Annotated in this window: 14 protein-coding genes and 1 other RNA gene; 5 read left to right on the plus strand and 10 right to left on the minus strand. The window is 55.8% G+C overall.

Annotation, left to right across the window (positions count from 1 at the left end):
* Window positions 1–40: 40 nt before the first annotated feature.
* On the plus strand, window positions 41–508 hold the full coding sequence (locus tag K5E19_RS17425) for a YlaC family protein (protein WP_221552297.1): 468 nt from the start codon (window positions 41–43) through the stop codon (window positions 506–508).
* Here the strand turns inward: K5E19_RS17425 and K5E19_RS17430 are convergent.
* Window positions 480–1,940 (minus strand): PLP-dependent aminotransferase family protein, encoded by a 1,461-nt coding sequence (locus K5E19_RS17430; protein WP_221552298.1) that lies wholly within the window; start codon window positions 1,938–1,940, stop codon window positions 480–482. The genes K5E19_RS17425 and K5E19_RS17430 overlap by 29 nt on opposite strands.
* 103 nt (window positions 1,941–2,043) lie before the next feature.
* Here K5E19_RS17430 and K5E19_RS17435 point away from each other — a divergent pair, with 103 nt between their 5' ends.
* Window positions 2,044–2,754: a GNAT family N-acetyltransferase gene (locus K5E19_RS17435; RefSeq protein WP_221552300.1), complete on the plus strand. Its 711-nt coding sequence runs from the start codon at window positions 2,044–2,046 to the stop codon at window positions 2,752–2,754.
* Here K5E19_RS17435 and ykgO read toward each other — a convergent pair.
* Together ykgO and K5E19_RS17445 are read right to left on the minus strand one after the other, a co-directional pair.
* Window positions 2,751–2,891, minus strand: coding sequence for a type B 50S ribosomal protein L36 (gene ykgO / locus K5E19_RS17440; RefSeq protein WP_003859006.1), 141 nt, complete (start codon window positions 2,889–2,891; stop codon window positions 2,751–2,753). The two genes, K5E19_RS17435 and ykgO, sit on opposite strands and share 4 nt — an antisense overlap.
* Before the next feature lie 2 nt (window positions 2,892–2,893).
* On the minus strand, window positions 2,894–3,154 hold the full coding sequence (locus tag K5E19_RS17445) for a type B 50S ribosomal protein L31 (protein WP_010428154.1): 261 nt from the start codon (window positions 3,152–3,154) through the stop codon (window positions 2,894–2,896).
* A gap of 231 nt (window positions 3,155–3,385) precedes the next feature.
* Between K5E19_RS17445 and K5E19_RS17450 the strand changes: the two genes are divergently transcribed.
* Complete coding sequence (locus tag K5E19_RS17450; protein WP_221552301.1) at window positions 3,386–4,951, plus strand: EAL domain-containing protein; 1,566 nt, start codon at window positions 3,386–3,388, stop codon at window positions 4,949–4,951.
* Here K5E19_RS17450 and K5E19_RS17455 read toward each other — a convergent pair.
* A complete protein-coding gene (locus tag K5E19_RS17455; protein WP_221552302.1) occupies window positions 4,944–5,216 on the minus strand; it encodes a metal-sensing transcriptional repressor in 273 nt (90 codons plus the stop codon). The genes K5E19_RS17450 and K5E19_RS17455 overlap by 8 nt on opposite strands.
* Window positions 5,217–5,346: 130 nt before the next feature.
* On the opposite strand from K5E19_RS17455, the gene K5E19_RS17460 reads away from it, so the two are divergent.
* Window positions 5,347–6,168 carry a nickel/cobalt efflux protein RcnA gene (locus tag K5E19_RS17460; protein WP_221552303.1) on the plus strand — a complete coding sequence of 274 codons (822 nt, stop codon included), beginning with the start codon at window positions 5,347–5,349 and terminating at the stop codon, window positions 6,166–6,168.
* A gap of 36 nt (window positions 6,169–6,204) precedes the next feature.
* Here K5E19_RS17460 and K5E19_RS17465 read toward each other — a convergent pair whose 3' ends face one another.
* The 3 genes from K5E19_RS17465 to K5E19_RS17475 form a co-directional block, all read right to left on the minus strand.
* Window positions 6,205–9,297 (minus strand): beta-galactosidase, encoded by a 3,093-nt coding sequence (locus K5E19_RS17465; protein WP_221552304.1) that lies wholly within the window; start codon window positions 9,295–9,297, stop codon window positions 6,205–6,207.
* Between the two features lie 103 nt (window positions 9,298–9,400).
* Window positions 9,401–10,471 carry a LacI family DNA-binding transcriptional regulator gene (locus K5E19_RS17470; protein ID WP_221552305.1) on the minus strand — a complete coding sequence of 357 codons (1,071 nt, stop codon included), beginning with the start codon at window positions 10,469–10,471 and terminating at the stop codon, window positions 9,401–9,403.
* A gap of 77 nt (window positions 10,472–10,548) precedes the next feature.
* On the minus strand, window positions 10,549–11,160 hold the full coding sequence (locus tag K5E19_RS17475; RefSeq protein ID WP_221552306.1) for a YitT family protein: 612 nt from the start codon (window positions 11,158–11,160) through the stop codon (window positions 10,549–10,551).
* Window positions 11,161–11,247: 87 nt separating this feature from the next.
* On the opposite strand from K5E19_RS17475, the gene K5E19_RS17480 reads away from it, so the two are divergent.
* Window positions 11,248–12,669 carry a PLP-dependent aminotransferase family protein gene (locus K5E19_RS17480; RefSeq protein ID WP_221552307.1) on the plus strand — a complete coding sequence of 474 codons (1,422 nt, stop codon included), beginning with the start codon at window positions 11,248–11,250 and terminating at the stop codon, window positions 12,667–12,669.
* A gap of 69 nt (window positions 12,670–12,738) precedes the next feature.
* Here the strand turns inward: K5E19_RS17480 and K5E19_RS17485 are convergent, their stop codons facing one another.
* The 3 genes from K5E19_RS17485 to ffs form a co-directional block, all read right to left on the minus strand.
* Window positions 12,739–12,954 carry a hypothetical protein gene (locus K5E19_RS17485; protein ID WP_010428144.1) on the minus strand — a complete coding sequence of 72 codons (216 nt, stop codon included), beginning with the start codon at window positions 12,952–12,954 and terminating at the stop codon, window positions 12,739–12,741.
* Complete coding sequence (locus tag K5E19_RS17490; protein ID WP_006176926.1) at window positions 12,951–13,202, minus strand: hypothetical protein; 252 nt, start codon at window positions 13,200–13,202, stop codon at window positions 12,951–12,953. The genes K5E19_RS17485 and K5E19_RS17490 overlap by 4 nt, the downstream gene beginning before the upstream one ends.
* 266 nt (window positions 13,203–13,468) lie before the next feature.
* An RNA gene (ffs, locus tag K5E19_RS17495) (signal recognition particle sRNA small type) lies at window positions 13,469–13,565 on the minus strand.
* Window positions 13,566–13,676: the final 111 nt, after the last annotated feature.

The following is a 13,676-nucleotide window of genomic DNA, read 5'->3' on the forward strand; positions in this document are numbered from 1 at the left end:
GGCAGATCCCCTGTATTTTCAACAATCATGAAGGCAGAAAATGACCGAGATACAGCGCCTGCTCACCGCCACCATCGACGATCTTAACCACCGTGAAAAGCGCGACAATCGCCCGCGTTTTAGCATTAGCTTTATCCGCAAACATCCGGGACTGTTTGTCGCCATGTACGCTGCCTGGCTGGCAACGCTTGTGGTGATGCTGACCTCCGAAACCCTGGTGGATTCCGTCTGGCTGCTCGTTGTGCTGTTTGTGGTGTTTAACGCCTTTTTCTTCTTCGACGTTAATCCACGCTACCGCTATGAAGATATCGACGTACTCGATTTCCGGGTTTGCTATAACGGCGAGTGGTACAACACGCGCTTTGTGCCGACAGAATTGATCGACAGCATTTTACACTCCCCCGCGGTGGAGTCCGGCCAGAAAGAGAAGCTGCAAAAAATGGTTTCAACCAAAGGCCAGCTCTCTTTCTATGACGTCTTTACGCTTTCCCGTCCTGCTGCTGTGTAATCAGCGTCTGTAGGCGTCGGATACCTGACGCAAACTGAGAAGCAGAGGTATTACCGTACCCCAGAACCAGACCGGTTTGCCCCTGCTTCGGCGTCAGGTAGTAACCGCTTAACGCCGCGGGGGCCAGCTGGAATGCCCTCGCCTGCTGAACAATCGCCTTGTCATTAATCCCGTCAATTGCCACCGTCAGGTGCATACCGCCCTCCGCCGCCAGCACACGATGCGCGACATGTAGCTCAGCGTTGAGCACGTCGCGCAGCTGCCGGTAGCGTTTCCGATAGAGACGACGCATGGCGGCAAGATGGCGAGCGTAATGGCCCTCTTCAATAAACAGCGCCAGCGTACGCTGTTCCGCACGATGCCCTCCGCGCAATAACGCCCCAATGGCCGGCCGCGTCGCGTTTGCCAGCGACGATGGGATGACCATAAACCCCATTCTCAGCGACGGAAACAGCGTTTTACTGAATGTTCCCAGATAAACGACCGGCGCGTTGTTGACCATTCCCAGCATTGCTGGCACCGGTTCCCCGGAATACCGAAACTCGCTGTCGTAGTCATCCTCGATAATCCAGGCCTTATTCTGAAGCGCCAGCGCCAGCAATGACAAACGCCGACGCGCGCTCAGCACGCTCCCGTAGGGAAACTGATGTGAAGGCGAAGTAAAGATGAGTGCAGGTCGCGCGGCATGTTGCCCTTCCCAGTTCATTCCCTCGTCGTCCACGGGCATGCCCACCATCGTTAATCCCGATTTCGCAAACGCGCTCTTTGCCCCCGCGTAGCCAGGATCTTCAATCCATGCGATATCCCCCGGCTCGCTCAAAAGCTGCGTGCAGAGATTCACCCCTTCCAGAGCGCCCTCGGTAATAACAATCTGGCTGGCATCGCAAACAATCCCCCGCGACAGGGCAAGATGACGGGCAATCGCCTCACGTAATGAGGGTTCCCCGGCCGGATCGCCATAGCCAAGCAATGCACTCCCTTCCTCGCGTAAAACGCGATCGTACAAGCGCCGCCAGAGCGGAAGCGGAAAATAATTGATGGAGGGCGTACCGGGCGTAAAAGCGAGTACCGGCGTCTCCCGCGGCGTCGGCTCTGGCAGCTGCGTCACCCGCTTAGCCAGCGTGACGCTCGGTTCGGGAAAGTCCTGTCGATTTCCACGCTGCGCCAGTTGCGCCACGCGCGTGCCCTGACGACTGCGCAGCAGATACCCTTCGAGCGAGAGTTGCTCAAGCGCTGCATTGACGGTGTTACGGGACACGGAAAGCTGCTGCGCAATCATGCGGGAGCCCGGTAAGCGGCTTTCAGCCTGCAGCCTTCCCTGCAGGATTGCTTCACGCATGGCAAGATACAGCGTGCGCTGCAACGTCTCTTCACCGCGCTTTTTCAGCGCAGCGTTGATCAGGGTATAAAACTCATCGCCAGGTATATTCATTTTTTCACGCTCCGTGGTACCACCAGAACATACCTCACTGGTACTTTTTAAGGAACCAGCATTTATTTACTCTGGGATCAATTACAGCAGAGCGGAAAATAATATGAGCACATTCAATCAGTTTGGACAACCTGTTGGCGATGAACTTATCGACTGGCAACCCCGCCCGCACCCTTCCCGGGTGAATCTTCATGGGCGCTACTGCCGGCTGGAGCCGCTGCGTGTGGAACATGCCGATGCCCTCTTTTCTGCCTATCTTCTTGCAGAAGATACCCGCAGCTGGACGTGGTTGCTGCGTGAGCCTGATGCCACCGCAGGCGAATTCGCCGCGTGGGTGGCAAGCGTGTGCGAATTACCGGATCCGATGCATTTCACCGTCATTGATCATCAGACTCAGGCACCGGTCGGTACGCTGGCGCTGATGCGTATCGATCCGACAAACGGTGTTATGGAGGTGGGACACGTTCATTTCTCCCCCCTTCTTAGCCGCACGCCGATGTCCACAGAAGCGCAATATCTTCTGATGCAGTATGCGTTCGACGTGCTGGGATACCGCCGCTATGAATGGAAATGTAACAGCCTGAACGAACCTTCCCGCAAGGCAGCGCTCCGTCTGGGATTTCAGTTTGAAGGACGCTTTCGTCAGGCTCTGGTGACAAAAGGTCATAACCGGGATACGGACTGGTTCTCAATCATCGACAGCGAGTGGCCGATGCTGGCGAAAGCGTTTGAAAACTGGCTTGCCACCGACAATTTTACCGCCGATGGCAAGCAGATCAGATCCCTGGAAAGTTGGCGTGATACGCGCGTTTAGCGTCTTTTTTTACGTCCCTGTACGGCTTTAAAGCGCGGGTTCGATTTGCAAATGACGTACAAGCGTCCCTTGCGTTTGACGATCTGGCAATCCGGGTGACGCTGTTTCGCACTGCGCAGCGAGTTAAGTACCTGCATGGTTAACCCCGCTTCGCATTAAGAAAGCCGCCAAAGCGTTTGCGGAAGCGCGCAGCGCTGCCATCCGTCGAGAACGTTTTCTGCTTACCGGTATAAAACGGGTGTGATTTTGAAGAGACTTCGATGGTGATGTACGGATACGTTTCACCGTCGAGCTCAATTTCACGGTCGGTCTTGATGGTCGATCCGACTTTAAAGTATTCGTTGGCACTGGTGTCGTGAAACACCACGGTGCGATAGGCTGGATGGATATCAGGTTTCATCTTACGCTCTTCATGTTTTGTTATAACATAACAAAATAATATCCAGGCTCAGTTGAAAAAACAACCCCTGAAAATTCCCCCCTTTCCTCGCAAAACTTTCTTAAAGGTCTGCGACAAAATGAAAATTATGACACCTGCGTGCTATAACTATATCATTTCGCGGTAAAATCTTTCGCCTCCGACAAGCGACTCTGTGCCCGTAAACGGGCATATGAGAAAGGAAACAGCAGCATGAAAACCCGACATCTGGTCAGCCTGGTCACAGGCATACTGATCTTTTCTGTGCTGGTACCGATTTGCCTCAGCATCTGGCTGGCGCATCGCCAGGCGGAGGAAAAATTTGTCGATGTGATTGATAGTTACGCTTCCCGCGTGCTGCTTCGTACAGACAGGGTTATTGATCAGGCAAAAGAAGCGCTGGCCCGGCTTCAGGCCTTTGAGGGGCCTCCCTGTAGTTATCTGCATTTACGGGAAATGCGTCGGGTTGCTTTCTCATGGCGCTATGTCCAGGAAGTGATCTACATCGACAACCTGCAGCCCCTCTGCTCCTCGCTGGAACAAGACAGCGACGCGGCCGCTTTCCCGCCCCCCATGCGTATTACTGAAGATGGTTACAGCGCCTGGCTGACCACGCAAAACGATCTTGGTTTTAACCGCTATATGGCCGCGCTGGGCAAAGGCCATTACCTTGTGCTGATCGATCCAGCCTCGTTGGTGGACGTGATCCCTTTCGGTGAAATCGCAATTGATGCCGCGCTGGTAGGCAGCTCAACGCACCTCGTTTTTGCCAGCAGCAACACGCTTGCTCCTTATATCCGCAACATGATTGTCGATGGGCAAATGACCCGCGTTCAGTACAACGGCTCAATGTATATTATTAAGCCTGTTCCTGAACTGGGGTTTAATATCGTCGCCTGGGCGGCGTTAAAACCGCTGGCTGAAACCTGGCATCGGCAACTTCTTTTCTGGCTGCCGTTTGGCGTGTTGATAAGCCTGCTTGCCGCGCTTTTTGTTCTGCGCATCCTGCGGCGTATACAATCCCCACGCTACAGGCTGCTTGATGCGATTAATAACCGCGAATTTGTGGTTAACTACCAGCCCATTGTGGCGCTCTGCAGTGGGAAAATTGTCGGTGCAGAGGCGCTTGCCCGCTGGCCTCAGCCTGACGGGAGCTATCTCTCACCGGATATTTTCGTTCCGCTAGCGGAACAGACGGGACTTATTTCGCAGCTGACGCAGTTAGTCATCGAAAAAGTGTTTGAGGATATGGGTCACTGGCTTCATCTGCATGGCGATCAGCATATTTCCATCAACCTTGCGCCCGCCGATTTACTCTCGGGCAAGTTGCCGCCTCTGCTGAGCCAGTTGCTCAATAAGTGGAAAATCCATCCCAGACAGATCGCCCTTGAGTTAACCGAGCGCGGCTTTGCCGATCCTAAAATCAGCGCACCGGCCATCGCGGCATTCCGCCGTTCGGGTCATGCCATCTATATTGATGATTTTGGTACCGGTTATTCCAGCCTGAGCTATCTCCAGGATCTGGACGTCGACACGTTAAAGATTGATAAGTCGTTTGTGGACGCGCTGGAGTATAAAAACGTCACCCCGCATATTATTGAAATGGCGAAATCGCTGAATCTCGCCATGGTGGCAGAGGGTATCGAGACCGACGGGCAACTTCGCTGGCTGCACCTTCACGGGGTACAGTATGGACAGGGGTGGTACTACAGCAAGGCGCTGCCAAAGGAGGAATTTATTCTCTGGGCGGAAATCAACCTCAAGACGCATTCTACTTAAGATAGGATTTCATCACCTTTAAAACCACGCCAAGATCGGCTTCACGCTGCTCTTCTTCAGGCTCTTTCACCACGTGATCGGTTAAATGGCCTTCGATCACCTGCATCATCATGCCGTTGACCGCTCCACGGATCGCCGCCAGCTGCTGGAGAACATCGGCGCATTCGTGGTCGCTATTGAGCATTTTTTCCAGCGCGTTGCTCTGCCCCTGAATTTTTTTCAGGCGGGTTAATAACATCTTCTTGTCGCGAACCGTATGTGACATCTCTTTCCCCTTTTTTGACGTTTGAAGCATATCACGCCCTACTCCCCCTGAGTATTTTTCTACTGGGGGGTAGTATTGAACTACTGGGGGGGAGTAGTATCACCACACGCTTTTTCTCCCGGAATATTCAATGAACGATTTTGCTTCTCTTCTGCAACAGGGCAACGCCTGGCTATTTGTGCCCAGCGCTATTTTGCTCGGTGCGCTGCATGGCCTTGAACCGGGCCACTCAAAAACGATGATGGCCGCTTTTATCGTGGCGATACGCGGGACTCTTAAGCAGGCGATCCTTCTGGGGCTTGCCGCAACCCTGTCTCATACGGCGGTGGTGTGGATCATTGCGATGGCGGGATTATGGTTTGGGCGGGGCTGGGATGCTCATACCTCTGAGCCCTGGTTCCAGCTGATCTCCGGCGTGCTGATCATTGCGATCGCGCTCTGGATGGCCTGGCGCACCTGGAAAGAGAGCCAGCCGCACGAGCATCATCATCATGATCATGACCATCACCACGACCACGACCATCATCATGATCATCATCACGACCATGGTCACCAACTGGTTGAGGAAGAGTGGCAAGACGCCCACCAGCGCGCGCATGCTCAGGATATTAACCGTCGATTCAACGGGCAAAACGTCACTACCGGGCAGATCGCCCTGTTTGGCCTCACGGGCGGGCTTATTCCCTGCCCGGCGTCCATCACGGTGCTGCTGATTTGCCTGCAGCTCAAACATTTCGCACTCGGCGCAACGCTGGTGTTCAGCTTCAGTATTGGTCTCGCACTGACGCTGGTGGCTTCAGGCGCGATTGCCGCCTTAAGCCTTAAGCACGCGACGAAGCGCTGGCCGGGTTTCAGCGAGTTTTCGCGAAAAGCGCCCTGGATATCTGCGGCACTGATTACCCTCGTCGGGATCTACATGAGTCTTCACGGGCTGAGCGGGATTTTATCCTGAGCGACGCGGCCACCCATAGTGGCCGCGACTGGCGCGCTACAGTGCGTTCTGATGCCAGCTAAAGCTATAGCGGAGATGACGGTTTTGCAGGATGAATTCAGGTGAAACGCTTGGGCTCCAGGAATCATCACCGCCAACGCCCATATGGAATGCATCCAGATTGAGCCAGCAGCCCGGCTCATCCCGCAGTAAGTGCTGATGCGTTGTCTCACGAAGCTGCTGTTGGCTGTGGCGACTGACAGAGAAATGGAAATTTCCCTGAAGCACGTGCGAGCCGCAGGCGAGTTCTCGGGTGTCACAGCGCAGACCATTTTCTGTCGGGAAAATGTAGGGTGTCTGCATCGCATCAAGTGGCAACGTCCAGCGCCCCTGCTGCGCCGCCAGCTTCCTGTCCGGATAGTTCTCGAACGGGCCCAGCCCCAGCCAGCGCACCGTATCCGGTACCTGAGCCAGCTGGACGCTCAGGCCGATGCGTGCGGGTTCGGGAATATCTGAAGCCACCTGAACCTGCACATCTCCGTGCAGTACGCCGGAATCGTCAATCCGCCAGACCTTATGGCTTAAAAACAGTGCCTTCCCCCGATACTCCCAGACATGTCGCGTGGTCACGACCACGTCATTGGCATGCCGTTCCGCTTCACACTGCAGCAGCCGCGCCGACATCTCCACCATTCCGGCCGCTTTCCAGCGTTCAACCCAGGCATTCGGATCGATTTGCGTGGCTTCGCTCACGCCGATGTCATTATCCAGCGGCGCACGGGTAAAGTTATCCGTCAGCGGCGAGCGCAGCGTTTCAACGCCCTTGTTCCACCACTGCGTCAGGTTTCCCGAGGCGCGATCGAACTGCCAGCGTTGCTCTCCATGGGTAATCTCCAGCACATCATCCCGCTCTGTTAATACCGGCGGGATCCCGACTGCCCGCTGCGGCGTAACGTACAGCGGCGTCGGAAGCGGCCACTGATCCCACGCGCAGCGATGATTCGCCGGTGACCAGGCTGTTGCCTGCGGCTGGATAACCTCCACATTAAGCCAGACCTCCCCCGGCCCGGTCGTCAGCGTCGGCAGCGTGATTTCCAGACGCTGCCGCCCCTGAGGGGCAATCGAAAGCGCAACCTCACCCTGAGCCAGCACCTCCCCGTCGCGGGTAACCGACCATCTCGCCACGTCGTTGACGGTATGGCGGAACAGATAATCACTTTTCACCTCAACCACCAGCGGAGCGGTACTCACGCACATAAAGGTGAAAAACTGCTGCGCGCGCTGCGCTTCATACAGCGCCGGATGCGGCGTGCGATCCGGGAATACCAGACCATTCAGGCAGAACTGTCGGTCATTCGGTTTATCGCCGAAGTCACCGCCGTAAGCCCAGAAGGGTTTGCCGTTTTCGTCTTTCTTCGTCAGCGCCTGGTCGACCCAGTCCCAGACGAACCCGCCCTGAAGGCGCGGATGGCTGCGAAATGCCTGCCAGTATTTGGCGAACCCGCCAAAGCTGTTGCCCATTGCGTGGGCATATTCACAGAGGATCAGCGGACGCGTTTCGTCCGGCATGCCGATCCATTTCTTGATTGACCATTTAGGCACCGCCGGGAACGGCTGATCCTGATCGACCCGGGCGTACATAGGACAGACAATGTCGGTTGCCGCCGTATTTGCCCCACCGCCTTCGTACTGCACAGGGCGCGTCGGATCGGTGGTTTTCAGCCAGCGGTAAAGCGCATCATGGTTTGCACCGTGTCCGGATTCATTCCCCAGAGACCAGATGATAATGGACGGATGGTTACGGTCGCGCTGCACCATGCGGGTCACGCGTTCACTCATGGCAGGCAGCCAGCGGGGATCGTCAGCAAGACGGCTCATTGGCACCATGCCGTGGGTTTCGATATTGGCCTCGTCCACAACGTACAGACCGTAGCGATCGCAAAGCCTGTACCACAGCGGATGATTCGGGTAATGCGAGCAGCGGACGGCGTTAAAGTTGTGTTGTTTCATCAGCTCGATATCGCGGCGCATCGTTGCTTCATCCATCACCTGCCCGTTTTCCGGATGATGCTCATGGCGGTTCACACCCCGAATCAGCAGCGGTTTTCCGTTGAGCTTCAGCAAACCATTGCTGATTTCAACCCGGCGGAAGCCGACGTCGCACGCCTCAGCTTCCAGCACATTACCCTGTGCATCCAGCAGCGTAATTGTCAGGCGGTAAAGTTCAGGCGTTTCCGCACTCCACAGCGCAGGCTCTTTGACGGGGATCGCCACCGCTAACCGCTCCGCCCAACACCCTCTCTCGTCAACCACCGCAGAGCCGGGGCGCTGCGTGACGCTCGCGCATTTTTCGCCGTTTCGCCACAGGGTGATGGCCACTTCGCAGGCTGCATAGCAGGAACCGGCCAGCACGACGTCGACGTTAAGCATTGCGCGGTCACACTCCGCGTGGAGATCGGTCACAACGTGGTAATCCGCAATCTGCGTCTCAGGCTTATGCAGCAGCGATACGTCACGGAAAATACCGCTCATGCGCCACATATCCTGATCTTCAAGATAGCTCCCGTCGCACCAGCGCAGCACCATAACCGCCAGACGGTTCTGGCCTGAATGCAGCGCGTCAGTGAGATCAAACTCGGCCGGCAGGCGGCTGTCCTGGGAATAGCCAATCCACTGGCCGTTGCACCAGAGGTGGAACGCTGAGTTCACCCCGTCGAAGATAATGCGGGTTTGCCCGCCGTGCAGCCAGGCGTCATCCATCTCGAATGTGAGCGAGTAACAACCGGTAGGATTCTCTGTCGGAACGCAGGGCGGATTGACGGGGATCGGATAGGTCACATTGGTGTAGATTGGCGTATCAAAGCCCTGCATCTGCCAGTTCGAAGGAACGGGCATCGCGACGGCATCGGTATAATCCTCTTCTACCCATGCCTGCGTAACCTGTTCTGGCGCAGCAAAAAAGCTAAACTGCCACATCCCGTTGAGAAAACGTTTGTTTGGGGTTTTCGCCTCTTCTCTGGCCGAGACTTCGTCACGCCAGCTGTGAAACGGCGCATGGGCCGCCAGGCGATTCCACTGCGTCACCCCGGGGTTTTCCCAGTCCCGACGAGCCAGAAGTGCGCTGAGGGTCAGCGATGATGTGTCAGACATAATAACCTCTTTGCGAAGCGCTCACAATTTCAGTCAACATGCCCTGGCAACAGAGAAGGGTAAAGTGTCCGATCCTCACGTAGCGAGCCGGATCACAAAAGATTTATCCCCGCGCGATTTTTTCAGCCAGCAATGCCAGATGTCTCAGTTGATGGGCAAGCTCTTCCCGATCAACCCGATCGGCTGCGCGAGGAGCGCTCGAATGACGCGCGACCAGGGTGACGGGAAGCTGCACTTGCCAGCATTTTTCTCCCCTCGTTGGCGTCAGCAGCCATTCCACGCTGCGCTCGCCCGCCTCGCGAAAGGCCTGCCGAACGGTGGTCAGCGGCGGTGAAAACCAGGCGCTGTCAGCCGTATCATCAAACCCGACAATCGATATCTGGCCCGGTACAGCAATGCCCTTCTCGGCGCAGGCGCGCATCACGCCCAGCGCCATTTGATCGTTCGCCACCAGAATGGCGTCAGGTAACTGCGCCCCGGATAAAAGCTGGTGGCCTTTTTCATATCCGGAGGCGGCGCTCCAGTCGCCATGAACCTCGTCAGCGGCTTCAAGGCCGGCTTGCGCCAGGGACGTTTTCCATCCCGCCAGACGCGCACGCGCAGAAACGGAGCTGTCTGGTCCACTGAGCAGGGCGATGCGCTGATGCCCAAGCGTTATCAGATGTTCCGCGCCCAGCGTGGCCCCCTGCCCGGCGTTAAAGACCAGACTGTTGACCTGCGCTGAAGGGGAAACATCGAGGAACAGGACGGGCACCGGCGAAGCCATTTTTTGAAGTTGCTCTGCGTCAGGATCGTCCAGCGGGACATTGACCAGCAAGGCTTCTACACGCTGAGCCAGCAGTTCCTGTACCGCAGCCTGGCATTGCTGAGCGTGTTCCACCATTGAAATTAAGACGCTTGCCCCCTGCTCTGCCGCCCGGGATTTTACCGCTGAGACAATTTGCGAGGGCGCATGCAGGGCCAGATCGGTGGTAATCAGACCCAGCGTGCGGGTCCGTTTCCCCGCCAGCTGCTGTGCGCCCCGATTAGGCACGTAATGCAGTTCTGCCATCGCCTGCTGCACCTTTTCCCGCGTTCGCGCGGAGACGTGCTCCGCGTCATTAATCACGCGGGACACGGTCTGGTAAGACACCCCCGCGAGGAGGGCAACGTCATAGAGTGTGATCGCTTTCATGCTGTCCAGCATCGCTTGAGAACAAGCCGCTATTCTGGCACAGCAACGCCATTAAAACATGTGAGCGCTTCGCAAAATTAAACAACCCGCTCCGGCTGTGGAACCGTCTCGATACGCGGCTTTTGACGGAACCACGGCAAACAGAGCTGGATAAGCGGGCCGATGGTCAGGGCGTAAATCACTGTCCCCACACCAAATGACCCGCCAAGCAGGCAACCGATGATCAGGACGGAGACTTCGATTGAGGTGCGCACGCTGCGGATTGACCAGCCTAACCGGGCGTGGATCCCGGTCATCAGGCCGTCGCGCGGACCTGACCCAAAACCTGCACCGATATACATCCCGGTTGCTATGGCGTTCGCGACAATCCCGGATACCAGCAGCGCGATACGGGCAGGCAGCGAGCTCAACTCAGGGATCAAGGCCATTGAAGCATCTGCCGCCAGGCCAATACAGATAACGTTACTGAGGGTGCCCAGCCCGGGCATCTGACGCAGCGGGATCCACAGCAGAAGCACCGCCGCACCGGTCACAATGATGACCGTGCCAATGGTCATCCCCGTTTGTAAGGCCACCCCAAGGTGAAACACGTCCCACGGATCGACGCCCAGATCCGCACGAATAAACATCGCGGTGGAAAGGCCATAAAGCCCTAAACCGACATAAAGCTGTAGCAGACGACGTACCATTTTTTATCTTCTCCAGTGAACCAGAGTTTTATATTGGGTGAAAATGGCTCTATGATTAATGTCCAGTTTCTAAATAGTGGACTGCATATGTCATCTCGTCGTTTCGGAAGCCAGTCTCTGGCACGCCTTTTAGGTCACTGGCAACAATCCTCGTCGCGTACGCCGCTCTGGCGTCAGCTGGCCGATGCGTTACGTCTGCTTATTCTGGATGGCAGACTGGCGCTGAATACGCGTCTACCGGGTGAGAGGGAATTAGCCAGTACGCTAAACGTCAGCCGCACCACCGTTGGCAGCGCGCTCGCCCATCTTCGGGAAGAGGGCTACCTGGAAAGCCGCCACGGCAGCGGCTCACGCGTGATCCTGCCGGATACCCGCGCGGTACCCACGCTTTCCGCGGCCAGCGCGGCGCTGGACCTGTCCACCGCCGCACTCAATGCCGGGCCCGAAATCCATCAGGCGTATACCCATGCGCTGACGGCGATTACCCAGCACCTTGCGCTGACGGGCTATGACCAGCTTGGGTTGCCCGCGCTGCGGGAAGCCATTGCCGCACGCTATACCGCGCGCGGTCTGCCAACGCGGGCAGACGAAGTGATGATAGTAAATGGCGCGGTCAGCGGCTTTGCGCTGGTATTGCGCATGATGACGGGGCCAGGCGACCGCATCGTCGTCGACCATCCAACCTACCCGCTGGCGATCGCCGCAATTCAGGGGGCACTCTGCCGGCCAGTAGGCGTATCACTGCCTGAAAGCGGCTGGGATACCGACGGTTTCGCGGCAACGGTTGCCCAAACGGCTCCGCGCCTGGCCTACCTGATGCCGGATTTTCATAATCCAACGGGACGCTGTATGGACGCCGCCACTCGTCAGACGATAACCGACATCGCCGCGCAGACTCGTACCACGCTGGTCGTAGACGAAACCATGCTCGATCTCTGGTTTGATGCACCGCCACCGCCCCCTCTGGCATCATTCAACCCCGGGGCGGCGGTGATTACGCTGGGCTCTGCCGGGAAAAGCTTCTGGGGTGGATTACGCCTGGGCTGGATCCGCGCCTCTTCACGCACCATTGCGGCGCTCGCTCAGGCGCGCGATACGCTGGACCTCGGCTCCCCTCTGCTGGAGCAGCTGGCAACGCTGTGGCTTATCGACAACAGCGACACCTTTTTGCCCGCTCGCCGGAAAATGCTGGTGGAACGACGGAACCGATGTGGGGAACTCCTGCGCGAACATTTCCCGGACTGGACCTTCCATGAAGCCGAAGGCGGGCTTTCATACTGGATTGAACTGCCGGGGATGCTGGCAACGCAGCTTGCCGCACGGGCGGAGACGATTGGGATCAATATGGGGACCGGCACGCGGTTCGGTCTTTCAGGGGCATTTGATCGCTATTTGCGTATGCCTTTCTCGCTCGACCCGGAAGAACTCGAGCAAGCGTTATTGAGGATCAAGCCGTTGTGGCTCGCCCTGAACAAAACCACGCCCTCAATTAAACGGAGCCTGGTGTAAACTTTTTTTGTAAATAATAAAAACAGCTGACTGTCATAGAGGCAGTCAGCTGTTTTCACCAATCAGGAATCAGTGCTGAGGAGGAATGGGGAAACCTTTCAGTGAAATAACAAAATCTTCACCCTCTTTCTTTATTTTTGCGCCGGTATCACACCAGTCAGACGCAATACGAAAGAACTCATCACTTCCTACATTCCAGCCAAGACGTACATGTTTTACATAGCCTGAACGCAACAGATCGCAGGCCTCTTTGTAGTCATGGGCGGTCGACAGTTGTTGTTTCATTTTCTCTTCTTCAGAAGTTTACGTAGTGCCTTGATTTCTTTAGGAGTAAATGGAGAAACGCTCTCTTCTTCCGTATGCTGATTATCAATATCCTCTTCCGATACTCCCGCCTCTTCTACTGCTTCAAACGCCAGCAGCAGCAGTTTCTCTGTGGTCACGCTTAAATTCTCATTATTTACTTCGGCATAATGGCGAAGTCTTTCTTTTAGCGCTTCATCAATTTTAACGTTTAAAACCGCAGTAGCCATGATTGTCACTTCCCTTCGGAATACGTGTTTAATTTAATACACGAAGTTAACTTTCTAATCCAGATATATATTTTTTGCTTATGACGGAAAAAAGACACCCGATAATAAAATGACAGTCTATTATTACAGGTTTATGACAATATTATTTCAGTAAAATGAAGAATATATTTCCGGGCTAATAAAACCACTTTATCTATACGGATTAATAGCCTGAGAGCAAGGATATCTAAAGCAGAAGATTTTTCGGAGGCAGAAATGGGTGGGGGCCCTGCCAGCTACATCCCGGCACACACGTCGTCTGCCCTGGCTGCTTCCTTCCGGACCTGACCTGGTGAACAGAGTAGCGTTGCGGGAGAACCAACAGAGCCCCCATTGAGAGCGTTGTTAACCAACGCGCTGGCGCATTATCCCTATGCCGCCCGGCAATTGCAAGCCATGGGCATCTGGATGCTGGTTTATTGCGCAAACTTAAGC

Source organism: Enterobacter sp. RIT637, assembly GCF_019718755.1.
Classification (GTDB): domain Bacteria; phylum Pseudomonadota; class Gammaproteobacteria; order Enterobacterales; family Enterobacteriaceae; genus Enterobacter.

Bases quoted from the DNA above. Each gene is read 5' to 3' on its own strand.
- K5E19_RS17425 (WP_221552297.1), top strand. From the start codon at position 41: ATGACCGAGATACAGCGCCTGCTCACCGCCACCATCGACGATCTTAAC.
- K5E19_RS17450 (WP_221552301.1), top strand. From the start codon at position 3,386: ATGAAAACCCGACATCTGGTCAGCCTGGTCACAGGCATACTGATCTTT.
- K5E19_RS17490 (WP_006176926.1), bottom strand. From the start codon at position 13,202: ATGGCTACTGCGGTTTTAAACGTTAAAATTGATGAAGCGCTAAAAGAA.
- K5E19_RS17430 (WP_221552298.1), bottom strand. From the start codon at position 1,940: ATGAATATACCTGGCGATGAGTTTTATACCCTGATCAACGCTGCGCTG.
- K5E19_RS17435 (WP_221552300.1), top strand. From the start codon at position 2,044: ATGAGCACATTCAATCAGTTTGGACAACCTGTTGGCGATGAACTTATC.
- K5E19_RS17475 (WP_221552306.1), bottom strand. From the start codon at position 11,160: ATGGTACGTCGTCTGCTACAGCTTTATGTCGGTTTAGGGCTTTATGGC.
- ykgO (WP_003859006.1), bottom strand. From the start codon at position 2,891: ATGCAGGTACTTAACTCGCTGCGCAGTGCGAAACAGCGTCACCCGGAT.
- K5E19_RS17460 (WP_221552303.1), top strand. From the start codon at position 5,347: ATGAACGATTTTGCTTCTCTTCTGCAACAGGGCAACGCCTGGCTATTT.
- K5E19_RS17470 (WP_221552305.1), bottom strand. From the start codon at position 10,471: ATGAAAGCGATCACACTCTATGACGTTGCCCTCCTCGCGGGGGTGTCT.
- K5E19_RS17485 (WP_010428144.1), bottom strand. From the start codon at position 12,954: ATGAAACAACAACTGTCGACCGCCCATGACTACAAAGAGGCCTGCGAT.
- K5E19_RS17465 (WP_221552304.1), bottom strand. From the start codon at position 9,297: ATGTCTGACACATCATCGCTGACCCTCAGCGCACTTCTGGCTCGTCGG.
- K5E19_RS17455 (WP_221552302.1), bottom strand. From the start codon at position 5,216: ATGTCACATACGGTTCGCGACAAGAAGATGTTATTAACCCGCCTGAAA.
- K5E19_RS17480 (WP_221552307.1), top strand. From the start codon at position 11,248: ATGTCATCTCGTCGTTTCGGAAGCCAGTCTCTGGCACGCCTTTTAGGT.
- K5E19_RS17445 (WP_010428154.1), bottom strand. From the start codon at position 3,154: ATGAAACCTGATATCCATCCAGCCTATCGCACCGTGGTGTTTCACGAC.